This window comes from Pseudomonadota bacterium, assembly GCA_016719885.1.
Lineage (GTDB): Bacteria > Pseudomonadota > Gammaproteobacteria.
Genome location: JADJYF010000013.1, coordinates 62804 through 88025, shown reverse-complemented (window position 1 = coordinate 88025; position 25222 = coordinate 62804). Strand labels below are relative to the sequence as shown.

The window sequence follows — 25222 nt, the reverse complement described above, 5'->3', positions numbered from 1 at the left end:
GCCCGCGTCAGGCGGCGCTGCCGGCGCGCGGCGTCTCGAGGCCGCTCCACAGTTCATTCAGATCCGGAAAGCCCCAGTGGCTCGGGTCCTCCCAGCTCTTGATACGTTCCTTGCCCGCGAGTTTGGCCAAGTCGATGATGCGCGGCGCGAGGCGCGCCTTGCGCCGTGTGCAGAAGAAGGCTTTGACGCAGGGCGTGAGCAGGGATTCCGCGCTGATCTCGGTGACCACCGCCAACAGGCCCGACTCGAGTCTGACCAGTGAACCTATCGGGTAGATGCCCACCGATTTGACGAAGGCCTGGAACACGCGCGCATCGAAATGGCCCTTGCTCCATTCGTTCATCTTGCGGATCGCGACCGCCGGGTCCCAGCCGGCCTTGTAGGGACGGTCGGAAGTGATGGCGTCGTACACATCGCACACCGCGCCCATTTTCGCGAACAGGCTGATGGTGTCGCTGTCGAGCTTGTCGGGATACCCGCTGCCGTCGACTTTCTCATGATGATGCAGGCACACGTCGAGCGGGACCTCGCCGACGCCTGCGCCCTCCATCAGCATGTCGTAGCCATAGCGCGGATGCTGCTTCATGCGATCGAATTCTTCGTCGGTGAGCTTGCCGGGCTTGTTGAGGATCTCCAGTGGCACCATGGCCTTGCCGAGATCATGGATGAGACCGGCCATGCCGGCCTCGCGAATCTGGGCCGGTTCGAGGCCCAACTGGCGCGCCAGCGCGATCATCAGGCCGCACACCGCCACCGAATGCATGAAGGTGTAGTCGTCGGCCGACTTGAGGCGCGCCAGGCTGACCAGCGCGCCGGGATTGCGCTGCACGGAGTTGGAGATCTCTTCCACCAAGGGCTCGAGCTTCTCCGGTGACACCGCGTGGCCCATGCGCGCTTCGCTGAACATCGCGGTCACTTCGCCCTTGGCCTTGCCGCACAGCGCGGCCGCACGCTTGACTTCGGAAGCGAGTTCCACGCGCGGCACCAGCACTGTCGGTTGCGCCAGCGATTCGACCAGTTCCCGTTCCACCCGCTGCTCGGTTTCGGCGCGGGTCTCGAGCGGCTGGGCAGCGTCGGCTTCAGCCACGTCCAGGCCCTGGGAAGTGTCTATCCACACCTCTTTCACCGCCGAATTGCGCAGGCTTTCGATATCGGCGGGATTGTCCAGCAGGAACCGCGTGTTCCAGAACGGATGGTCCATCCAGGACCCGCACATTTCGTTGAGGAACATGCCGGGACGCAGGTCGTCGACGGAGATCTTCCGCAGCGACTCTGGTTTGGGCTTGTTCTTTGGCGCTAGCGGCATATGACCTCATCCGTGTCTTCGAGTGGACCGGGCTCTAGCCTCGGTATCGGCGACCAGGGCGCGCGGCTTGAGCCGCTAGGCAGCCGGGCAAGCAGGGGGCGCAGTGCAACATCAGAAGTCACGGGCCACAGGCCCTCGCGCTTTTCACGACCCCTTCACGCCAGCGGTGGTATCCATGCCGCCGGTACGGTTTCCATCGCGGTGACCGGGCCACTCGGATTCAATGAAAAACACACTAGCCGTGCCATCCGGTGCGGGACCTAGGGGAGACAACTATGCGTATGCAATTCAAGGCCGTGCTGCTGGCGGCCGCCGCGACGGTACCGTTCGCGGCGGGAGCCTACACGGAAGAAGATTACCTGGCGTGGTTCAAGGAGAACCAGACCGCGCAGCCGCAGTTCGCTGATGGTGACACCATCACTTTCGACAAGGCTGACCAGGTTCGCCCCTTCATTCCCAAGGAGTTCCAGTCCGAATGGATCTTCGAAGGCATGGAAATGAAGATCAAGGACGCCGGCGATCTGAGCCCGGCCGATGTCTACAAGGCCGCCACCGAGAAGAACAAGGGGACCGCCAAGATAGCGTCCGACGGCGCCATCGAGAGCTATGCCGCCGGCCGCCCGTTCGACCCCGCCGAGTTCAAGCCCGGCAAGGAAGACGGCTGGAAGATGGTGTGGAACTGGAACTACCGCTGGCAGAACGACGGCCTGTCGGTGGGTGAAGTGCACTGGGTGTGGGTACGCCGCGGTGGCGAGCATTCCAAGCACGAAATCATGGGCGCCGACGGCGGCAAGTACGCCAAGTACTACGAAGGCGGCGGCTCCTTCGAGCGCGCGCTGGCCGGTCCCTACAACCGCTTCCTGATGTCGCACAACGCGAAGCACGAAGCCACCGGTTACCGCGTCAACAATGGCGAAGGCTTTGCCAAGGACACCGAGTTCCGCGAATACACCGGCTTCACCTCGCCGTTCGATATCGCGGGTACCGCGTTCCTGATCTTGCGCTACGACGATCCGCGCAAGGCTGACGACTCCTGGGCCTATATCCCGTCGCTGCGCCGCGTGCGTCGTATCTCGGTGGAAGTGAAGTCCGACTCCCTGCTCGGCACCGATCACACCCTCGAGGATTTTTACGGTTTCAACGGCCGTCCGATGGAACACGACTGGGAATACATCGGCACCACCAAGATTCTCGTCGTGGCGCGCTCGCGTAACCGCGAAGCGGTCTACTACGGACCGAACGGCTGGGCCATCAAGGACGACTACGCGCTGCGTCTGACCGACGTCATGAAGCAGATCCCGAAGCGCTCCAACCATCCGTACTCCAAGAAGTTCATCCACGTCGATCGTGAGTCTGGCGAGTCCTACTACGCCAATGCCTTCGACAAGGCGGGTGAACTGTGGAAGGTCTGGCAGCTGACCAAGGTCTGGTCTGACGATCCCTACGTGCAGAACAACCCCGACAAGTTCAACAAGGACCGTTCGCCGGCCGGCACCCGTTTCCAGCTCTTCCAGAGCATCAACGTGGTCGACCTGCAGAACAATCGTGGCACCCTCGTGCCTTGCCGCGGCGCCGAAGCGCCGAACAAGGAACTGAAGGACATGAAGCGTCTGCTGGACGTGAACTACCTGACGGAAGGTCGCTAAGCGCGTCCTGACCGACAAGGTCGTTTAAGCATTGAAGGCCGCCTGGTTCCAGGCGGCCTTTTTTTTGTGCGGATGAAAGCGGCGACGGAAGGTGCGAATGAATTCGCACCTACAGGGGAAGGCGCCCGCATTCGCCTACCCATCGAGGCTCGCTATGTAGGTGCGAATTCATTCGCACACCAGGCGCTATCGAATCACAGGGGCAGGCCCGCGCTCTTTGCCCACCCGTCGGCCATCAATTCATTGGACGGCAGGGTTTCGTCGACCAGTTTCTTCGCCGTCGCGATGCCGGCCACCGGCAGGCCTTGCGCTTCCAGCGCGCCTATCTGCACCAGCACCGAGGCCTGGTCCCAGTAGATGTGTTCGTGGTAGAGCTTGTCGCCGCGGAAGTTGACGATGGCCACCAGTGGAATCTCGACGTAGCGGCCGGTAGGCGCGACGCCCGGCAGCATCCATGGAATCTCGCAGGTGTGGGTGAAGCAGAACACCATCTCGTCCACCAGCCGGTCGGCGCCTATCGTGCGCGATACCGGGATCAGGCGGGTATCGGGCGGATTGCTGTTGACGAAGTGATACTTGTAGAAGCGCTTCAGGTGCTGGTGACCCACACCGCCGGTCATGGTGGGAATGTGATTGACGTAGGGTTCGTCGACCATGGTCGCCATGGTGGCGTCGACATCGCGCGTGGCGAATTCATGCAGGGTGTGGGCGTCCCACAGCCGCGACAAATCGTAGATCGGCCCGAGCTCACGACGCAGCAGCGCGATGCTGCGCGAGTAGGCCATCATCGCCGCGGGCTTGTCGAAATTGGCATGGCGCGGATGGTCGAAGCCGTGGCCGCAGCCGGGGTAGACGGCCAGCTCGACATGCGCGTTGGCCGCCGCCGCGCGCGCCAACGCCTCGCGGCTGGCGGCCGGTATCTTGGCGTCGGCATCGCCGACGTGCAGCAGGGTCGGGCAGCCGATGCGGGTCAGCGTATCCACGTGCTGATCGAGGCCGCTGCCGTAATAGCTGACCACGCAGCCGACCTCGAGTCGCGCCGCGGCGCGCAGCGCCAGCATGCCGCCCAGGCTCCAGCCGATGATGCCGAGCTTGCCGGCGCGCTCATCCAGCGCACGCAGGGCGGCGAAACTGGCCGCGACATCGTCCAGGCCCATCTCGATGTCGAAGCGCTCGCGCAAGGCCTGGGCGCGCTCACGATCCGACTCGTCACCATCGAAACTCATACCCGGCGCGAGGCGCCAGTAGAGATCCGGCACCAGGCACACATAGCCCTCTTCGGCCAACCGTTCCGCCATGGCGCGCATGAAGTCGTTGACGCCGAACATGTCGTGCAACAGCAGCAGGCCCGGTCCGCTGCCCTGGGCGGGCGTGGTGAGCAAGGCCGGCAACTGCGCGCCGTGCGCGCCATGGAGGGTGATGGTCCGTGCGCGTGCCATGGGGTGTCCTGTGGATGTCGTGTTTGCGTGACGGCATTCTTATCGGATACTGGCGCACCCGCAAGACAACCCGATCGCGATTCATTTTGTGACCAGCTCCAGGGAGCCAGGCATGCGACGTCCGCACAACGCGATGTTCAATCGCAACCGTTTCAAACTTGGTCTGTTCTCGCCCAATTGTGCGGGTGGCATGGCCATCACCACGGTGCCGGAACGATGGCAGGCAAGCTGGGCCAACAACCTGGCGCTGGCCAAGATGGCGGACGAAGTGGGGCTCGAATTCCTGCTGCCCATCGCGCGCTGGACCGGCTACGGCGGTACCACCGATTTCCAGGGCGAATCGCTGGAAACCATCACCTGGGCCGCCGGCCTCCTGGCCCACACCACGCGCCTGACGGTGTTCGCCACCGCCCATACCGCGTTCTCGCATCCCTTGATGGCCGCCAAGCAATTCGCGACCATCGATCATCTCGGCGGCGGGCGCTTTGGCCTCAATATCGTGTGCGGCTGGAATCAGCCGGAATACGAAATGTTCGGCCTCACCCTCGCCGAAGATCACGATACGCGTTACCGCTACGGCCAGGAATGGTGGGACGTGATCCGCCGGGCCTGGCACAGCGAGCAGGACTTCGACTGGAACGGCGAGTTTTTCCAACTGCGTGGCGCGCGCTGCACGCCCAAGCCTGTCGATGGCAGCCTGCCGCCGCTCATGAACGCCGGATCGTCGGCCGAGGGCCAGGGGTTCGCCGCGCGTAACTGCGATTTTCTTTTCACCGTGATTCTCGACACCGCGAGCGGCGCCGACACTGTCAGGCGGGTACAGGCGCTGGCGCGCGAGCGGCATCAACGTGAGCTCGGCGTGTTCACCACCTGCTACGTGGTGTGTCGCGCCAGTCAACGCGAGGCGGAGGAATATCATCATCACTACGCGGTCGAGCATGCCGACGCGGAGGCGGTTGAACGCCTGATGAGCCTGATGGGCATGCACGCCCATTCCTTCCCGCGCGACATGATCGGCGCGTTGCGCACGCAGTTCGCCGCCGGCCATGGCGTGTATCCCTGGTGGGAGATCCCGATACGGTGGCGCGGCGCATCGTCGAGATCGCCGACGCAGGTTTTGCCGGCGCGTCGTTGGCGTTCGTCAACTATCTCGATGAGTTGCCGTACTTCGCAGTCGAGGTGATACCGCGACTGGAACGCAAGGGCTTGCGGCTACCCATGTAGGTGCGAATTCATTCGCACACTCAAACGGCCGTTCCGCGCGTAGCAGCGCCATCAATGTGCGAATGAATTCGCACCTACTGCTCTATCGCATTCGCCACCGCCGCCAGCAATTCGTCGCCGCGCACCGGCTTGCGCAGGTAGGTACGGATACCGAGCTCGCGCGCCTTGCGTTCATCGATGGTGGCGCTGTAGCCGGTCATCAACACCACCGGCAGGTCGGCGCGCACGCCCATCACGCGCGCGGCGAGCTGTGCGCCGGTCAAGCGCGGCATGGTCTGGTCGGTGACCAGCAGGTCAAAGCGTTCGGGGGCGCTGGCGAACAGCTCCCAGGCGTGTGACGGATCGGTCTCGACCGTCACGGTATAACCGTTCAGTTCCAGCAGTTCGCCGACGAAGCTCGCCACCGCGCGTTCGTCGTCCACCACCAAGACTTCGGTCGGACGGCTTGCTTCGTAGCTCGCGATATCGACCGGCTCGGAGCCGACGTCGGATTTGAGCTGCGGCTGCTCGAGCGGCAGCAGGATTTCGAACTTGCAGCCGGCGTCGGGCGCGGTTTCCACCAGGATATGTCCCTGGTGCCGGTGCACGATGCCGTGCACCATGGCCAGCCCCATGCCGGTGCCGCGACCGGAAGCCTTGGTCGAGAAGAACGGCTCGAAGATGCGTGCCTGGGTGGTTTCCGGAATGCCGGGGCCATCGTCGGCCACGCCCAGCACCACGAACTCGCCGTCGAAGGCGTGATGGCAGGATGCGCAGTGACCGTTGGTGATGTGTCGCCGGCCGAGGGACATCTCGATGCTGCCGGAGCCGGCCATGGCGTCACGCGCATTGATGCTGAGATTGAGCACCACTTGTTGTAGCTGTACCGGGTCGGCCATTACTTCGGGCAGCACGCCTTCCACCGCGGTCTTGATCTCGATGGTGGCCGGCAGGGTCGGGCGCAGCATCTTGATGGTCTGCTCGAGCACCAGGTCAATCTTCATCGACACCAGCTCGCCGCTCTCGCCGCGGCTGAAGGCCAACATCTGCGCCACCAGGTCGCGTGCGCGCGCACCGGCGGTCTGCACTTCCTTCAAGTAATCGACCATCTTCTCCGGCACGCGGTCGGCGAAGCGCTGCAAGGCCAGGCCGGAATAGCCGAGGATGCTGGCCAGGATGTTGTTGAAGTCGTGGGCGATGCCGCCGGTCAAGAGGCCGATGGATTCCATCTTTTGCGCCTGCTGCAATTGTTGGTGCAGGCGGTCGCGTTCGAGTTCGGCGAGCTTGCGCGCCGTCACATCGATGACGATGCCGTAAAGGCTGTGGCCGTTGGTGCGTCCGCGCGCTTCTATCCAGCGTTCTTCGCCGTGCGGGGTACGGACGCGATACTCCATGCGCAGGTCCTGCGTCTTGGCGCAATCGCGCACTCGCGCGATTTCGGCGCGCACGTTGGCGACGTCGTCGGCATGGATGACGTGCAGTACATCGTGCACTGGCCACGGGCTCGGCGTTTCGAGATCGAGCATGTCGCCAAAGGCATCGGTGGAATGGATGACGTCCTTGTCGAGATCCCAGGTCCAGGACGCCATCTGCGCAGCTTCCAGCGCGATACGCAGGCGCGTGCCGATGTCGCGCGCCGCCGCCTCGGCGAGCTTGGTGGTGGTGACGTCGACCACCAGGCCGCTGACCGTGCCGCCGCCCAGGCCATCCAGGTGCAAGCGGTAGCGCACTTCCAACCAATGCACATCGCCGCCCGGCGATATGACACGGTAGAACACCACTTCGGTCGCGGTTTCCTCGACCCGGCCGTTGAGGGCGCGGCTGCGTGCCTGCAGTTGCAAGGTATCGGCAGGATGCCGCGCGGCGTCATCGGGATGAATGTGGGTGAGAATGTCAGAGAAGCGCAGCGGATGACTTTCGGGATCGAAGCCGTAGATCTGCCACAAGGAGCGCGAGCCGTGCATTTCGTCGCTGACGAGATCGCGCTCGAACCACGCCATGCGCGTATGTTCCATGGCTTCCTGGAACTTGGATTCCATTGCCTTGGTGGCGGTCACGTCGAACACCAGGCCGAAGGCGCGCCCATGGTCACCGTCATAGTCATTGCGGTAGCGCACTTCGAGGTGACGCAATTCGCCGTCGGGCCGCCGTATGCGGTATTGCAACATGCGCACTTGCGTATCGGTCGTCTTGTTCGCCAGCGATAGCTGCACTTCGCGCAGGTGCGAGGTGAGATCCTCCGGCACGATGCGCGCGCGGATCTCGTCCAGGTGCCAGGGGCCGGTGGCATTGCTCAAACCGTAGATCGCCGCGATCGACGGCGAGCCGATGCCGATATTGGTGTCGAGATCGCGCTCGAACCAGGCGATGTGGGCCTGTTCCATCGCCGTTGCCAGGCGTTGATCGCGCTGACGCTCGGCCTGGTTCGCGGCCGTGACCGAGCCCATGTCGGTGCAGGTGCCACGCACCGACAGCACCGCGCCCTGCGCGTCGCGGCCCGTCACGGTGCCGCGCGCCAGCAACCAGCGCTCCGTGCCAAGCGGGTCGAGCATGCGATAGTCGCACTGCCAGAAATCTTCAACGTGCGGCGCGGGCAGCGTCAGCAGTTGGGCAACCCGCGCGCGATCGTCGGCATACACATGGGGCAACCAGTCCTGCGTGGACAGGCTGAGCTCGTGGGCGCCGAAGCCGAGCAGGGCGGCGCAGGTCGGCGACAGGTACCAACGCTCCGCCAGCGGTTGCCACAGCCACTCGCCATGGCCGAGCCGCGCCAGCAGCGGATCCCAGGCGGGGAACACCTCCGGCCCGCGCGGTGCGGTGGGAGCTGTCGTGGCTTCGGCGAAAGGCGAGATCATGCGGAATGCTCCAGGGCTGGTCGCGCGGCGCAGCGTGACTCAGCGCTCGCTGGCGGTGCGCGCTGGCCCTCGAGGGTGCAGGGCGCGAACAATATTTCAAAGGCGGTGCCGCCATCGGCGGAGGCGGTGACGAGGATGTGTCCGTCGGCCTGGTGCACGATGCCGTGCACCACCGACAAGCCCAGACCGCTGCCTTCGCCCACCGCCTTGGTGGTGAAGAATGGGTCGAAGATGCGGGCGAGGATGTCGGGGCGGATGCCGTGACCGGAGTCCTCCACGCGCAGCACCACGAAATGGGCGTCGAACTCGTTGCCGCAGGCGGCGCATTCGCCGTGGCGCCGAGCGAAATCCAGGGCCACGTGCAGCTGGCCGTTGCCGCCCAGCGCGTCGCGCGCGTTGATGCAAAGATTCATCACCACCTGCTGCAGTTGGCTGGCGGCCAGTGCCACCGGCGGCAGGTCGTTGCGCAGGTCACTGGTGATGGTGATGGTGGTCGGCAGCAGCGGCCGCAGCATGCGCAGACTGTCGTGGATCTCATCGGCCAGCGACAGCGCCGAGACCTGTTCGGGGCTGCCGTGACTGAAGGTGAGCACGCGTTGTACGAGGTCACGCCCGCGTTCGGCCGCCAACATGATTTCGTTGAGATAGGTCGCCAGCCGGCCATCACCGTGGTCGCCAAAGCGACGCTGGGCGAGTTCCGCATGGCCGAGTATGGCTGCCAGCAGGTTGTTGAAGTCGTGAGCGATACCGCCAGCCAGCAGGCCCAGCGCCTCGACTTTCTGCGTCTGGTAGAGCTGCTGCTGCAGCCGTTCGCGTTCGCGTTCGCCTTCCACCCGCGCGGTGATGTCGGTGAGGATGGAGATATAGCCGTCGGCGCGACCGTCGATGTCGAAATGGGGCACGATGGTGGTGGCCACCCAGTAGTGACTGCCGTCCTGGCGACGGTTCTGCAATTCACCGCGCCACACCTTGCCGGCGCTGATGGTGAGCCACATCTCGTGGTAGAAGTCCTCGTCGTGGGCGCCTGATTTCAACATGCGATGTGTGCGGCCCAGCAACTGTTCGCGCTGGTAGCCGCTGACCTGGCAGAACTTGTCGTTGACGTAGGTGATGACGTCGCGCACGTCGGTGATGGCCACGATCGAATGCTGATCCAGCGCGTACTTCTGGTATTCCAGTTCGCGGGTGGTGGCGCGCAGCGCATCGCGCGCCGCGACCTCGACGGTCTCATCGCGCGCCAGCGCCACGATACGCAGCGCACATCCGTGTTCGTCGCGCTCGGCGTTGCCGACCAGGTGCAACCAGTGCCACTGACCTTCGCGGTCGTGGCAGCGAAAATGCACGTCGAGCGAGGTGCCGATCATGGCGCAGGAGTTGAGCGCCTGGTCGAGCGGCGCGCGGTGCCGGGGGTCGACCACGCGCATGCCGACCTCGAGCGGAATCTCGTCATTGACATAGTCGCCGAAGAAGCGCGACCAGAAATGCCGTGTGCCGCGCACGGCGTTGTCCTTGATGCTCCATTCGAAGGTGCCGGTGCCCGAAAACTCGTGGCTCAAGCGCAACTGCCGCTCGCGCTCGGTGAGAACGCGCTGTTTTTCCAGCAGCGATGCCATCACGCTGTTCAGCGCTTGCGCGAGGGCCACGAATTCGCTGCTGCCGTGGGCCACGGCGCGCGCACCGCGATCGCCGCTGGCCATTGCCTGCGCGGTGCGCAGCAGTTGTTGTACCGGCGTTGAAATGGCGCGGTCCATGACCACGCCCAGGACCACCGTCAGTGCCGCCATCACGGCCACCATGCTGCCCAGCACGCTCAGCATGAATTGACGTTCCGCGGCCTTGGGTCTCTCGAGATCCCATTCGATGTAGAGCAGACCATTGCGCGCCGGGCGCAGACTGAATTCGCGGCTGGCGAGGATTACCGGATAGAGCGCCACCACGGCACCGCGATCGGCGCCGAGGCGCAGCCGGCCGGCGTTGGTCGCAAGCACCTCGTCGAGCGTCGCGCGCAGCGCGTCGCCGAGCGCGGGCACCGCGGGCTTGTCATCGAGTTCGCGACTCGGGTCCAACAGCACGCGCGCGGTGCTGTCCATCAACAGCACGCGCCGGATACTGCTGTCGAGCATGAGCGAGCCGAGATAGGTACGGGCATCCGCCAGGTTGCCTTGACGCAGCACCGAGTTGAGCCCGCTCTGCACGAGGTCGCTCTGGCTGCGCGCATGCTGCATGCCGCGCTCTTCGATGGTGCGATTCTGCAAGGGCAGCGCGATCAACAAGGTCAGTCCCGCCGCGATCAGCACGAACAGCAGCAGCAGCAGTGGCAGGCGTCGACGCAGGCTGTGCGGCATCATGGCAGTGCCAGCCTGCTGATATGGGCGGCGATGTCGGCCTCGGTGAAGGCATGGCTCAAGAGGCCGGCGCCGCGCATGGTTTCGGCCAGTCGCAGCACGCTGGCGCTGAGCCCGCCTTGCAGAAGTTCCTGGTTCTCGTCACGCGTGACCAGGTGCACGCCGCCCATGGCCTGGCGGAATTGTGCGCGATTCAATTGCGTCATGGAGGCGAGGCTGTCGGCGGCGCTGTCGGGATCGTTATCGACGCTTTGCGCCGCGGTGTACCAGGCCTCGACAAGTTTGCGCAGCTCGGGCGCGCGCTCGCGTGCGGTGCGCGAATTGACCACCAGCACGTCGACGATCTCGCCCGGAATCGACGCCGAACTGAACACCTCCTTGCCTCCGAGAGCCAGCAGGCGCGAACGCGTCGGCTCGAAGGTGACGACCGCATCGACCAGCCCACTGGTGTAGGCATTCTCGTGATCGCCGAAATCCGAGGCGACGACCTTGACGTCGCTTTCCGTGAGTCCGGCGCTCTCCAGCGTGCGCCGCAGGACATAGGCGCCCATCGCCGTGCTCTCGGTGCCGATCACGTGGCCGCGCAGATCGGCGACCGAGGCGAGCGGTGGCCGCGCGATGACGCTGTCGGCGCCGTTCGAGTAGTCCACCACCAGCAGCACGTGCGGGTCGTTGCCTTCGTCGAGCAGCTGCAGGAACTCTTCGATGGTGAAGGCGCCGACGTCGATGCGGTGATTGCGAAAGGCGCGCAAGACTTCCGTGGCGGAACTGAGTTCCTGCAGGCGCGCGTCGAGCTGTCCGCGGTGATGGGCGAGGTACAGCGGCCAGTGGCCAGGCCAGTTGTTGGTCGCCACCCGCAGGGGCGTAGGCGGTTCGCCGCCACAGGCACCGAGCATGGCGAGCACGCAAAGCCACGTGCACGCCAGCCATGCGCGCGCCGCGCGCGTGGTGCGTGCGACACGGGACGGGCTGGGGTGCGAGCGCGACATGGGGTCAGGCGCTCGCCAGGTGGCTGATGGCTTCGCGCACGAAGGCCAGCAAAGCCTCGGGATTGAGCGGCTTGGACAGGCACCTTTCGGCGCCGGCCGCGATCGAGCGGCCGGTGTTCTCCGATGATGCAAAGCCGGTCATGGTAATGACGCGCGTGTCACGCGTCAGGTGATCGGCCTTGATGCGCTGACACACCTCGAATCCGTTCAGGCCCGGCATCATCAGGTCGAGCAGCACGATGTGCGGGCGGATCACCTGCATCTTGGTGCCGGCGTCGAAGCCGTCGTAGGCGGTCTCGACCTCGAGATTGTCGATGTCGCTGAGCAACTCGCGGATGTAGCCGACCAGTTGCCGATCGTCATCGACCACCAGCAGGCGTGCGTGGCCCGATTGGCTGTCGGCACGTGTGCCGGCCAGGCGATGATCGCGTGCGAAGCGTTCCACTTCCGCGCGTAGGAAGCGCCGATGACCGCCCACCGTCACCTCGGCCTTGAGCAGGCCTTTCTGCGCCCACTGGCGCACCGTGATGGGCGACACCATGAACAGGCTCGCCACTTCGTTGGGCGTGAGGTAAGGCTTGTCGGGAGCGTTGAAAACAAGCTTGCGCTGATCGATTCGCGATTTCATACGACGTCCATCGGCTGTTCTGAGTGTTCGGCGCGCGCGCTGGTGGCGCGTACGGCGTTGCCGTTGCCGAAATATTCGAGGGAACTGAAGCTCAGGCGCCGCGCCATGGCGATGCCGCGGCCGTGGGCGTGGGTGGCGCGCCCAGGTTCGAATTCGAAATAGGGCAGCGGGTCGAAGCCGTGGCCCTGGTCGGTGATGGTGTAACTGACTTCCCGTGCGCCGAGTTCGACCTGTACGGTGACGTGCTTGTCGGCGTAGTCGGGCGCCGCCAGGCGCCGGCAGATCTCGTTCTGCCATTGGCCCGAGCCCAGCAGGGCGGATTTTTCCTGGTAGCTGATGTCGAGGTTGCCGTGTTCGACGGCGTTGATCATCAGTTCCCACAAGCCCGTCACCACCGCGCCGGGATTGGCGGTGCAATGCGCCAGCAGCGCCGCCAGCACGCGCGCCTGGTGAGGCGTGCGGAAGCGGAACTCGCCCTCGTGCAGAAGGCCGATGGCGTCGGCGGTGGATGCGAGTTCCTTGCGCAGGTTGGCGCGTGCCTGGTAGTCATCGATGGCGGCGCGCACCACCGCCTGCAGCATGGATTCGCGGAACGGCTTGGTCACGTAGTAATAGGCGCCGGCGTCGATGCCGTCGGTGATGTCGCGTTCACTGGCGAGGCCGGTGAGCAACACCACCGGAATATCGCGCGTGGCGCTATTACCCTTCATGCGGTTGAGGATGGTCAGGCCGTCGAGATCGGGCAGGCGGCGATCGAGCACCACCGCCTGGTAGCGACCGGGCTCGGCGGTGACGCGCTCGAGGCCGTCGCGGCCGAGCGTCGTCAGTTCGACCTTGAAGCCGGCGAGATCGAGCACCTCGGCGGTGAATCTTCCCAGTTGCTGATCGTCATCGACGAGCAACACCGTGTCTGGCGTCATGAGTGTTTCCCTTGTGTAGCGAAGCGCGCGCGGACCGCGCAATCATTTTCATTATTGGTATGCATTGCCGATACGGTCAGCCGTGCGGCACACAGCCGTTGGCCAACAGCGCCTCGTAGATGCGGCGGCCACCATCGGCCACCGCGCTGCGCGCATCGAAGCGCATCATGCCGTCGGCGTCGGCACGCAGCAGCGCGAGAAATTCACGGGTCAAGGCCGGGTTGTAATAGCCCTTGTTCATTTCCTCTTCGATGATGTCGCGCGCACGTTCCACCGACCATGCTTCCTTGTAGGGGCGCGCGGTGGTGAGGGCGTCGAACACATCGAGCAACTGGAAGATCTGCGCGAGCAATGGGATCTCGCTGCCGGCCAGGCCATCGGGATAGCCGCTGCCGTCCCAGCGCTCGTGATGATGGCGAATGATCGGCACGGCGCTGCGCAGGGACTTCAATTCACCGCACAGCATGGCGCCGATCACGGTGTGCTGCTTCATCAGCACCCACTCCTGCTCGGACAGCGCCCCGGGTTTGAGCAGGACGCGGTCGGGGATGGCGAGCTTGCCGATATCGTGCAGGATGGCGCCGCTCTTCAGCGCCGCGAGATCGCGTTCACCGAGCCCCAGGGCCGCGCCGAACACTTCCGCGTAGTGGGCCAGGCGCGAGCAGTGATCGCCCGTGCATTCGTCCTTGGCCTCGACCATGCGCGCAAGACCGAACAACAGGGTCTCGGCACTTTCCATCTGGTCGGTGAGGCGCTTGGTGGTGGCCGCCGAACGCACGCGCGCGATGAGTTCATTGGGGTCGTAGGGTTTGCGTATGAAATCGTTGGCGCCGCCGGCGAGGCTGATGCTCAAGTCCGCGTAACCGTGCGAGCCGGTGACCACGATCACCGGCAGGATGTGACGGTTGTAGCGTTCACGTATGGCCTGGCACAGTTCATCGCCGCTCATTTCCGGCATGACCTTGTCGACCAGCACGACGTCGAATTCCTTCTGCGTCAGCAGCTCGAGCGCATCGCGGCCGGACATCGCGGTGCTGACGCTGAACAGCGGCGCCGACAGGATCTCCGATACCAGGTTGCGGTGTGCGGCATCGTCATCGACGATCAGCACGCGAAACGGGTCGGCGCGCTCCGCCGCGAGGCTCATGTTGACGAAAGACAGCGCACGGTCGCGGGGACGGAAGTCCATGATGCGCTCCGTCACCGGCATGCTGCCGGCGTCGGTCATGCCATCGGGCTCGGGAAGGTCAGGGCTACGATTCTTGGATTTGCTGGTGACGCTCATGGCGTTTGGGTCCTACTAGCTGTTTCAAATCGATTGAGACGCCGCGCTCGCCGAACTGTCGGGCGGCCCCGAGGGTGGGGCGGTCCTTGCTCCAGTCTGCATTAGCGGCCATCGTCTCAATCGGTTTAATCCGTTTTTCGAAGCGATTGATCGCCGCCGCCGCCGCCACAAAGCAGGGCGGCGCGTCGCGATAACCAGTGGAGTCGGCTGCGCTTCATTCGGGCAGGGTGGCCGCGTTCGGCCACGGCGGGGGCGCGAACGATATTTCGATTCGACCAATTAAATCGAATTAATCGATATTAAAACCAGCCGGCCGGCGGCTGTCGAGATATTTCGGCGGCCCGAATGCAAATAACTGTGTCGAAAGGTGAGGGGGAGGAAGGTGCGACGGCAGCTTCAGTCGCGGGGCCACTGCCAGTCGTAGCCGTGGTCGTCGACCAGGCAGCGCGCCAGCACGGCGTCGAAATACGCGCGATCCTCGGCGTCGAACCACGCGCTGGGCGGGCGCTGGTCGTCACGGATGATGTTGCGCACCGGGCTGGCCGGGTCGAGCTTGGACGTTATGTTCTGTTTGCTGCCGGCGGCGACCGCCGTCTCGATATGGGCGGCCGCGATGGCAATGCCGAAGTGATCGAAGACCTGCGCGAGCAGCAGCGCCGGCCGCGCCTGCAAATCTTCGTAGCGGATCTCGAGCGTGGCGGCCGGAAAGCGGCGCCTCACCCGCGCCCAGCGATTGAGAAAATGCAGGCCGCCCCACAGGTCGAAGATGTAGCGACGGCCGCGCGGGTCGCCGCGCAGGTATTCCTTGAAAGTGACGCCGTAGCGCTCCTTCCATTTCTCGTAGTTCGAGACCAGCGCGGCGCGCAGATCGCGCACCAGCACCACGTAGGGCGGCAAGTCGAGGCCGAGCCGCAGCAGGCGTGAATCGAACAGCGCGTGGGGCACCGAATGGGTGCTGGCGAGGCGCGGCGCATGTTCATGCAGGCGCGCATGTTTGGGATGACCGATGAAGTCGTTGGACGAATCGTTGTGCACGAAACGCGGCGGTGGCAACTCGAGCTGCAGCGCCAGCGCGGTGCTCATCATGAACTTCAGCCAGTGGGTGCCGGAGTGCTGCATGGTGATCACGAAGCCGTCGAAATGACGGTGTTTGAGCAGCGCGAAGTTGGAGACGTCGCGGCGCAGGCAATGCCAGCGGAAGGCGCCGACCGGCAGCGGCATGTCGATATGGGTGCTCATGAGGGGCGCAAGCATACGCCGGCCACCGGCGCTTGTCCGGCCGATGGCGCGAAGCTGCCGCGGCACGCCAGGTCGGTCATCCGAGAAGCATTACCGGGCGTCCGTATTTTTGTGACGTATTACACAAGAGGCACAGGGTGCCGCCAGATGAAAATCGTTAGCATCCCGGCCCGCTACGGTGCGCTGACAAAACTATAAATAACGACAGGTAGGGATCGTGATTCCACGGAAGGATGGCGGGCGCGCGTGCCTGCGGGGTGTGCTGTTTGCTCTTTTGGCGTGGATGACGGGCAGCGCGCTGGCCGTCGACGTGCAGATCTCGCAGTTGACCGACAACCCCGATCCGGCGGTGCGCGCCGGCCTGCTGACCTACAGCCTGTCGGTGGTCAACGGCAGCGCCGATACCGCCGGCAACGTGGTCTTGAGCGTGCCGCTGCCCGCCACCACCACGTTCGTCTCGACCAACAACCCGGCCTGCTTGCACGACGGCCTCGCGCCCGGCGTGGTCACTTGTGCCCTCGGCAATATCACCGGTGACGGCCTCGGCGGGCCGGTGACCAGCGTCGACGTGGTGGTGCGCACCACGGCCGCCACCGGCGCCACCTTGCCGGTGGCCGCGAGCGTCGCCACCAGTTCACCCGACTCCAACAATTCCAACAACACCGGCACCCAGAACACCACCATCGACGACGGCGCCGACCTCACGGTGGCGGTGGCCGACCTCGCCGACCCGGTAATCGCCGGCGCCACCATCGACTACACCTTGACCGTCAACAACGGTGGCCCGAACCCGGCGGTGGCGACGGTCGTCACCGACACCTTGCCGACCGGCACCACGTTCGTGTCGGCCAGCGGCAGCGGCTGGGTGTGCAGCGCCATCGCCCAGGTCGTCACCTGCAACCGCGCCGCCAGCCTCGCCAGCGGCAGCAGCGCACCGCTCATCAACGTGGTGACGCGCGTCACCGGCGCGGTCAGCGGCACCGTGACCAATGCGGTGACGGTGACGTCCGCCACCGGCGATCCGGAACCCAACAACAACACCACCACCGAAAACACCCAGATCACGGTCGGCGCCGATACCTCCATCACCAAGGTGGTGTCGCCGAGCCCGGTGGTGGCGAGCTCGCCGGCCACCTTCACCCTGCGGCCGCGCAATGCCGGCCCCTTCGACGCCAGCACGGTCACGGTCACCGACGTGGTGCCGGCCGGCTTCACCATCGACAGCGTGACGGGCGGCGCCTGGAGCTGCGGCACCGTCGGCAATACCGTCACCTGTACGCGGGCGACGCTGCCGGTCGGCGCGCTCGACGACATACTCGTCAATGTCACCGCGCCGGCAGCGGGTTCGTTCACCAATACCGCGACGGTCGCCGCCACCACCGCCGACCCGCAGGCCGGCAACAACAGCGGCACTCTGAACGGCACCATCGCCGCCGACGGCGCGGACCTGTCGATCAGCAAGTCCAAGACCCCGAACCCGGTGGCCCAAGGCTCACCGACCGCCAGCGCCATCCGCGTGCACAACAACGGTCCGCGGCCGACCAGCGGCGTGATCACGGTGGTCGATACGCTCGATGCCGGCGAAAGCTTCGACAGCGCCTCGGGCAGCAACTGGGCCTGCGCGCACAGTGGCGCCACGCCCGGCGGCGTCGTCACCTGCACGTTCTCCGGCCCGGCGCTCAACTCCGGTGGCAACACCAGCGTGTTGACCATCAACAGCATCGCGACCAATGCCGGCACCCTGAGCAATTCGGCGAGCGTCACCGACGTCGGCGGTACGACCGATCCGGATCTCGCCAACAACACCGCGGTCGCGGCCAGCGGCAGCACCAACCAGATCGCCGACCTGTCCATCACCAAGAGCGCCACCACGGCCAATGCCGACACCACGCTCGACATCGGCGAAAGCCGCATCACCTACACCATCGCCGTGACCAACAACGGCCCGGACGCGGTAGGCGGGGTGGTGATGACCGATCACGTGGCGGGCTTCGTCAGCAATGTCGCCGACGCCACGCCCGATACCACGGCGGTGGGGGTCAGTGATGATTCCGGTGGCCGCTTCAATTGCACCACCGGCGCCAACGTGAGCTGCACGCTGGCCAGCGGCCAGACCCTCGCCAACGGCGAGACGGTGACCTTCACCCTGACCGCCGATCGGCCCTTGCTCGATGGCGCCATCACCAACACCGCCGATGTCACCTCGACCGAACTCGGCGACAATAATCTCGGCAACAACAGCGCCGGCGCCAACGCCACCGTCGAGCCGCTGGGCGACATCGAACTGTCGAGCAAGGTCGTCACGCCCAACACCGTGCCGGCCGGCACGCAGGCCACCTACGTCATCACGGTCGTCAACAACGGTCCTAGCGCGAGCGACAACGTCGAGGTCAGCGACGTGTTCACGCCGCCGCCCGGCCGCAGCTTCACCTTCATCTCCGGCGGCCCGAGCAAGGGCAGCTGCGCGCCGTTCGCCGCCAACACGCTCAACTGCAACTTCGGCACGCTGGCCAAGGACGAAACCGCCACCGTGACGGTCGTCGTGCGGCCCGACTGGGACGTGCAGAACGATGCCTGGACGCTGGCCAACACCGCCACGGTCACCACCACCAGCCCCGACACCAACGCCGCCAACAACAGCCAGACCGCCAACCTGCCGGTGACGCCGGCGGTGGTGGACCTGTTGGTCAACAAGACCGATCTGCGCGACCCCACGCCGTTCGACCCGACCGATCTGCCTGGCAACGTCATCGTCTATCGCGTCAACATGACCAACCGTGGACCATCGCTCGCCACCAACGTGGTATTGCGCGACGTGTTCTCGCCCAAGAACGGCAAGCAACTGACTTTCCTGTGCGACGACGCCGGCGCGGTGAGCTGCGCCGCCGGCACTTCCTTGTGCGACAACACCGCCAGCGCCGTCACCGGCCCGGCGACGCTCACCATGAGTTGCGCGATTCCCGACATGGCGGCCAACCAGACGGTGGTGCGCCACCTGTTCTTCCACGTCGATTCCGCGCCCGATGGCAGCGGCGATACCCATGACGACGTCGCATCGCTGGACTCGAATGAAGACGACGCGGTGGCGTCCAACGACAGCGAAGCGGAAGCGACCACGGTGCGCGTGAAGGTCGATCTGGGCGTGACCAAGAGCGCGGCCAGCGACCCGGTGGCGCTCAACGAGCCGTTCGACTTCACCATCACCGTCATCAACAACGGGCCGGGCGACAGCGACCAATCGGATCTCGCCGACACCTTGCCGGCGGGCATGGTGCTGACCGCCGCGCCGACGCCGGCGCAGGGCGCCTGCACCGGCGCCGCCGGCGAGTCGTCCTTCACCTGCGCGCTGGGCGCGATCGCGGCCAATGCCAGCGTGACGGTCAGCGTGCCGGTCAGGATCACGACGCTGCCGGTGAGCGGCACGCTCACCAACACCGCCACCGTCAGCACCAATGGCCTCGACACGGTGCCGGCCAACGACACCGCCTCCGATGTCGTGACGGTGCAGAAATCCTCGCTGGCCGGCACGGTGTTCGCCGATGCCGACGATGACGGCACGCAGGACGCCGGCGACAACGGCATCGCCGGCGTGAGCTTGACCTTGACCGGCACCGATGCCTTTGGCAACGCGCTCAATGTCACCACCACCACCGACGCCAGCGGCAACTACCTGTTCGACAATCTCGCGCCCAGCAACGGCGCCGGCTACACCGTCACCGAAAGCCAGGCTGCGGGTTTCGTCGATGGCCTGGACAGCAAGAACGGCGTGGTGCAGGCCGGTAGTCGCGGCAGCGATGCCTTGACCGCGATCGCGGTGGCGGCCAACACCGCCGTCACCGATCAGGACTTCGGTGAAGTGCCGAACACCGCCATCACCGGCGTGGTGTGGGTGGACGAAGACGGCGATGGCGTGCGCGATGCCGGCGAAACGCTGCGCATCCCGGGTGTCACCATTACCTTGAGCGGCACCGACGACCTCGGCAACCCGGTCAACCAGACCACCACCACCGCCGCCGACGGCAGCTACAGCTTCAACGATCTCCGGCGCGGCACCTATCGCGTCGCCGAAAGCCAGCCCGCGGCATGGGCCGACAGCGGCGACGTGGCCGGCACGGCCGGCGGCACGCTGGCCGATGATGCCGTGTCCGCGATCGCGCTCGGCGCCAACGTCGTCGCCAGCGGTTATGACTTCGGCGAAACCGGCAACAGCCTCGCCGGCCTGGTGTTCAGTGATCTCGACGGCGACGGTATCCGCGATCCGAACGAACCCGGCCTGCCGGGCGTGGCCATCACCCTCACCGGCACCGACAGCGCCGGCAACCCGGTCTCGCGCTCGGTCATCACCGGCGCCGACGGACGCTATCGCATCAATGGCGTGCCGCAATCCAACGGCAGCGGTTACACGCTCACCGAAACCCAGCCGGCCGGCGTCACCGACGGCAAGGACAGCGCCGGTACCGCCGGCGGTGCGGTCGCCAACGATGTCGTCACCGGCATCAAGTTCCCGGCGCCGGGCACCCACGCGACGGGTTACGACTTCGGCGAAGGCCAGCCGGTGTCGCCGGCCAAGATCGCGGGCCGCGTGTTCTTCGACGGCAACCACAACCGCCAGGACGACGAGAACAGCGGCCAGGTCGGGTGGACGGTGCAGCTCGTGCAGCGCGCCGATGCCGGTGATTTCGTGCACATGACGGTGATCGCCACCGCGCTCACCGATGCCAAGGGCGACTACCGCTTCGAAGGTTTGTCGCCCGGCACCTACGAAGTCATCTTCCGTCATCCCGACGGCGGCATCGTCTACGGCAAGCCTGTCTCGACCGGCAATGCCGGCAACACCGACCTTGGCACCATACGCGGCATCACGCTCAACGCCGGCGATACCGTCATCGCGCAGAACCTGCCGCTCGATCCCTCGGGCGTGGTGTACGACGCCATCACGCGCACGCCGGTCGCCGGCGCGGTGGTGAGCATCGCCGGCCCGGCCGGGTTCGATCCCGCCACGCATCTCATCGGCGGTATCGACAACGTCAGCCAGACCACCGGCAGCAGCGGTCAATACCAGTTCCTGTTGACGCCCAGCGCACCGGCCGGCGTGTACACCCTCAAGGTCACGTCGCCCGCCGGTTACCTGCCGGGCCTGTCGGGCGTGCTGCCGCCCTGCGAGGCAAGCCTGAGCGTGGCGCCGGCGCCCAACCCCGCGCTGGTGCAGAACAGTGCGACGCCGCCCGCCGCCGGTGCCCAGGTGCACGCGCCGAACGCCTGCGCCAGCAGCACCGCCGCCGCCGCCTTCGCTGACGGCGCGACTGGCACGCAGTACTACACGAGCTTCAACCTCACGCCGGGGCTGGCGGGCTCGGCCGACCTCATCAACAACCACCTGCCGCTCGACCCGGTCGGCAGCGAAGTGGTGTCGATCACCAAGACCGCGGCCAAGACCAATGTCACGCGCGGCGATCTCGTGCCTTACACCTTGCGCATTCGCAACAACTTGAGCGGGCCGCTGCCGAATCTCGACGTGGTCGATGCGCTGCCGCCCGGCTTCAAGTTCCGCGAAGGCTCGGCGACCCTCGACGGGCAGAGCGTGACGCCGGAATTGAAAGGTCGCCAGCTCACGTTCCACGACGTCGACTTCACCGGCAACCAGGAACGTACCGTCAAGCTCATCGCGGTGGTCGGCGCCGGCGTCGCCGAGGCCAACTACACCAATCGCGCCTGGAGCGTGAATGTCATCGGCAACACCGTGAACTCCAACGTCGCGAGCGCGGTGGTGCGCGTGTTGCCCGACCCGCTCATCGACTGCTCGGAAGTGATCGGCAAGGTGTTCGACGACCGCAATCGCGACGGTGTCCAGGACGACGGCGAGAAGGGCATCGCCAACGCGCGCGTCATCGGTGTCGATGGCCTGTTGACCACCACCGACGCCCATGGCCGTTACCACGTGGCCTGCATCGCGGTGCCCGACGAGGATCGCGGTTCGAACGCGGTGCTGAAACTCGATGCGCACACCCTGCCGCTCGGCTACGAGCTCACCAGCGAGAATCCGCGCGTGGTGCGCCTGACGCGCGGCAAGATGACACGCGTGAATTTCGGCGCGACGCCGCGCGCCGATGCGCTGCCGGGCCCGACCGACCTGCTGCCCGCCGCGCCGTCCTCGAACGACGCGACTACCTCGCCTTCATCGCCCGCGCCGAGGTGCGACTCTACCCGAGCGACAGCGGCGGCCGCGGCAAACCGCTCGCGGTGTTGCCGGTCGGTGAAGACGGCATGGCGAACTGGGACGTGCCCGCTGACTTCGCGTCCGCGCGGTCGATTACGTGTTGCGCGTCGAGGATGGCGAGGGACGCTTCGATCAGACACGCGCCAAGCGTCTCGAGATCAGCAAGGCCGCGTTCAAGGGACGCGAGGACGATCTGTTCGCGGGCTACGGCGAGAACAGTCGCGACATCGCCAATATCCCGGTCGCAGGGTGGCGCGGTGACGGTCGACGGCGAAGCGGTGGTCAATGGCGCCGAGGTCACGGTCATGGGGCACGCGGTGCCGGTCGACCAGGGCGGCAGGTTCGCCGCGCGCCAGATCCTGCCGGCCGGCGAGCACGCGGTGGCGGTCAGCGTGACGCGCCAGGATGGTCGGCGTGCCGAGGTCGAGCGCCGCATCATCATCCCGGCCGAGCAGTGGATGGTCGTGGCCCTGGGTGACCTGACGGTGGGCGGCAGCGACGTCGACGGGCCGCTGGCGAAAGTCACCGACGAAGACGATGCGCGCTTCAAGGACAAGGCCTATGTCGACGGGCGCATGGCCTTCTATCTGAAGGGCAAGGTCAAGGGCAAATACCTCGTGACTGCCGCCGCCGATACCCGCGAACAGCAGTTCGACGAGCTCTTCCACAATTTCACGCGCAAGGATCCACGCAGCCTGTTCCGGCGTCTCGACCCCGATCGCTATTACCCGGTGTACGGTGACGACAGCACCACGGTGCAGGATGCGCCGACCCAGGGCCGCTTCTACGTCAAGGTCGAGCGCGGCGAGAACGACGTCATGTGGGGCGACTTCCAGGTGCACATGAACGATGCGGAACTGATCCGCCAGAACCGTGGCCTGTACGGCGCGCGCGTCAATCTCAACACCGGCGACACCACGCGCTTCGGCGAGAAGCGCGGCCAACTGACCGGTTTCGCCGCCGAGCCCGGCACGGTGCCGGGCCGCGACGAGTTCCGTGGTACCGGCGGCTCGCTGTACTACCTGCGTCGTCAGGACGTGCAGGAAGGTTCGGAATGGGTCGCCATCGAGATGCGCGACCGCGACACCGGCCTGGTGCTGGAGACCCGCACCCTGGTGCCGAACCAGGATTACGACGTCAACTACCTGCAGGGGCGCATCCTGTTGACGCGGCCTCTGATGTCGACGGTGTCGGATCATCGCACCGTGCACAACGGCGGCCTCGCGGGCCAGCCCGCCTACCTGGTCGTGACCTACGAATACCAGCCGGGTCTAGGCCGCGTCGACGATCTCGCGCTGGGCGGCCGCGGCGCCTACTGGGTGAACGATCATTTCCGCGTCGGCCTCACCAGTTACCGCCAGGACAGCCCGGGCGCCTCGCAGACCCTGTTCGGTGGCGACGTGACCATGCGCTGGACCGAGGCGAGTTACGTCAGGGTCGAGAAGGCGCGCTCCGAGGGGCCGGGCAGCGGCGTCACGCAGTCGCTGGACGGCGGTTTCAACTTCGTCGGGCGCAACGGCGGCCGCGGCGGCGCCGATGCCCACCATGTCGAGGCGGCCCTGGATCTCGATGACCTCGGCTTGAAAGAGCGCGGCGACGCGCGTCTCTACTGGCAGGACCGCGATCATGGTTTCAGCAGCCCGGGGCAATTGACGACCGGCCCCGACGCCTCGCGCAAGGGCGCCGATCTGAAACTGCGCCTCGGTTCAATCTCGCAGTTGAACCTGCATGCCAGCGAAGCCGAGGCTGACAGCCAGCGCCTGCGTTCCGTCGAGGCTGAAATCGAAAACCAGCTGACCGCGAACTGGTCGCTGGGCGTCGGCCTGCGCAGCGATGACAACGAGGTGCGCACGCCGACCGCGAGCGCCCATCTCAATCGCGCCGGCGTGCGTTCGGACGTGGCGGTCAAGCTCGGCTTCAAACCCGATGCCGAGAGCCGCCGCGAGTGGTCGAGCTACGGTTTCGTGCAGGGCACGGTGGATCGCTCGGGCGACCGCCGCCGCAACGACCGCGTCGGTCTCGGTGGCGATCTGCGTCTCAACGATCGCATCAAGTTGAACAGCGAGCTGTCGACCGGCAGCAGCGGTGTGGGCGCGATGCTGGGCGGTGAGTGGCAGCGCAACGACCGCACCACCCATTACTTGAACTACGGACTGGATCCGGATCGCACCGACATCGGCTACGGCGGTCGCCAGGGCGACTTGACCAGTGGCACGCGCTACCGCTTCGCCGATCATGGCAGCGTCTACGGCGAACAGCGTTACAGCCATGGCGATGGACCGACCGGCATGGTGCGCGCCTTCGGTCTGGACATGAACCACGGCGACCACTGGACCTACGGTCTGCGTGGCGAATTCGGTGACGTGCACGATCCGCTGGCGGGCGATCTCACGCGGCGTGCCGGCGGCGGCTCGCTGGGCTATCACGACCTGCGCCTGCAGTATGCCGCCGATGTCGAGATCCGCGACGAGTCCGGCACCACCGGCAATCGCACCACCTGGCTGGCCCGCAACAATGCTGCCTACCAGCTCAATCTCGACTGGCGCGCGCTGGCGCGTTTCAACGTGTCGTTCTCCAACGGCGCCGGTGGCAACTTCGCCGACGGTGAATTCGCCGAAGTGGTGGCGGGCATGGCCTACCGTCCGGTGGCCAACGACCGGCTGAACATGCTGTTCCGCTATCACTTCTTCTACGACCTGCCGTCGCCCGGCCAGCTCACGCGCGGCGGCGAGTTCGCCGACTACGCCCAGCGCAGCAACATCCTGTCGGTGGATAGCACCTACGAGCTCACGCGCTGGCTGGCCATCGGCGGCAAGCTGGCGTGGAAGCACGGCGAGATCCGCGACAACCGCGTCGACGGCCCGTGGTTCGACAGCCAGACGCTGCTCGGCATCGGCCGGCTGGACCTGCACATCACCAACAAGTGGGACGCGGTCGTCGAAGGCCGCGTGCTGGACATCGCCGAGGCCGATGATCAGCGCGCCGGCGTGCTGGTTGGCGTCTATCGCCAGGTCAACAGATTCGTCAAGTTCGGCGCCGGCTACAACTTCACTGATTTCTCCGACGACCTGACCGATCTGTCCTATCGCCACCAAGGGGTGTTCATCAACCTCATCGGCGCCTATTGAGGCGGCATGGCGCGGCGCGCAA

General features: G+C 65.7%; 12 protein-coding genes and 1 pseudogene. 4 read left to right on the top strand and 9 right to left on the bottom strand.

The window, feature by feature from the left end; translation table 11 throughout:
* Positions 1-7: 7 nt before the first annotated feature.
* The gene (locus IPM80_14715; protein ID MBK8959638.1) at positions 8-1306 is read right to left on the bottom strand and encodes an HD-GYP domain-containing protein; all 1299 of its coding nucleotides are present in this window, start codon (positions 1304-1306) and stop codon (positions 8-10) included.
* Between the two features lie 275 nt (positions 1307-1581).
* Between IPM80_14715 and IPM80_14710 the strand changes: the two genes are divergently transcribed.
* Entirely contained in the window at positions 1582-2952 is a 1371-nt protein-coding gene (locus tag IPM80_14710) for a DUF1329 domain-containing protein (GenBank protein ID MBK8959637.1), read from the top strand.
* A gap of 194 nt (positions 2953-3146) precedes the next feature.
* Here the strand turns inward: IPM80_14710 and IPM80_14705 are convergent, their stop codons facing one another.
* Positions 3147-4391, bottom strand: a complete 1245-nt coding sequence (locus tag IPM80_14705; GenBank protein MBK8959636.1) for a dienelactone hydrolase family protein — start codon at positions 4389-4391, stop codon at positions 3147-3149.
* Positions 4392-4503: 112 nt separating this feature from the next.
* On the opposite strand from IPM80_14705, the pseudogene IPM80_14700 reads away from it, so the two are divergent.
* Positions 4504-5615, top strand: a pseudogene (locus tag IPM80_14700) (LLM class flavin-dependent oxidoreductase).
* Between the two features lie 74 nt (positions 5616-5689).
* On the opposite strand, the gene IPM80_14695 reads toward IPM80_14700, so the two are convergent.
* From IPM80_14695 to IPM80_14665, 7 genes are all read right to left on the bottom strand, one after another.
* Complete coding sequence (locus IPM80_14695) at positions 5690-8449, bottom strand: PAS domain-containing protein (protein ID MBK8959635.1); 2760 nt, start codon at positions 8447-8449, stop codon at positions 5690-5692.
* The gene (locus IPM80_14690) at positions 8446-10797 is read right to left on the bottom strand and encodes a PAS domain S-box protein (GenBank protein ID MBK8959634.1); all 2352 of its coding nucleotides are present in this window, start codon (positions 10795-10797) and stop codon (positions 8446-8448) included. The genes IPM80_14695 and IPM80_14690 overlap by 4 nt, the downstream gene beginning before the upstream one ends.
* Entirely contained in the window at positions 10794-11699 is a 906-nt protein-coding gene (locus tag IPM80_14685) for an ABC transporter substrate-binding protein (GenBank protein ID MBK8959633.1), read from the bottom strand. Before IPM80_14685 ends, IPM80_14690 begins: the two co-directional genes overlap by 4 nt.
* An 88-nt stretch (positions 11700-11787) precedes the next feature.
* Positions 11788-12411, bottom strand: a complete 624-nt coding sequence (locus IPM80_14680) for a response regulator (GenBank protein MBK8959632.1) — start codon at positions 12409-12411, stop codon at positions 11788-11790.
* The gene (locus IPM80_14675) at positions 12408-13331 is read right to left on the bottom strand and encodes a response regulator (protein ID MBK8959631.1); all 924 of its coding nucleotides are present in this window, start codon (positions 13329-13331) and stop codon (positions 12408-12410) included. The genes IPM80_14680 and IPM80_14675 overlap by 4 nt, the downstream gene beginning before the upstream one ends.
* A 76-nt stretch (positions 13332-13407) precedes the next feature.
* Positions 13408-14616, bottom strand: coding sequence for a response regulator (locus tag IPM80_14670; GenBank protein ID MBK8959630.1), 1209 nt, complete (start codon positions 14614-14616; stop codon positions 13408-13410).
* Positions 14617-15012: 396 nt separating this feature from the next.
* Positions 15013-15870 (bottom strand): sulfotransferase domain-containing protein, encoded by an 858-nt coding sequence (locus IPM80_14665; GenBank protein ID MBK8959629.1) that lies wholly within the window; start codon positions 15868-15870, stop codon positions 15013-15015.
* Between the two features lie 202 nt (positions 15871-16072).
* Between IPM80_14665 and IPM80_14660 the strand changes: the two genes are divergently transcribed.
* Both IPM80_14660 and IPM80_14655 read left to right on the top strand, forming a co-directional pair.
* Positions 16073-22333, top strand: a complete 6261-nt coding sequence (locus IPM80_14660; protein ID MBK8959628.1) for a DUF11 domain-containing protein — start codon at positions 16073-16075, stop codon at positions 22331-22333.
* Positions 22330-25200 (top strand): hypothetical protein, encoded by a 2871-nt coding sequence (locus IPM80_14655; GenBank protein ID MBK8959627.1) that lies wholly within the window; start codon positions 22330-22332, stop codon positions 25198-25200. The genes IPM80_14660 and IPM80_14655 overlap by 4 nt, the downstream gene beginning before the upstream one ends.
* Positions 25201-25222 lie beyond the last annotated feature (22 nt).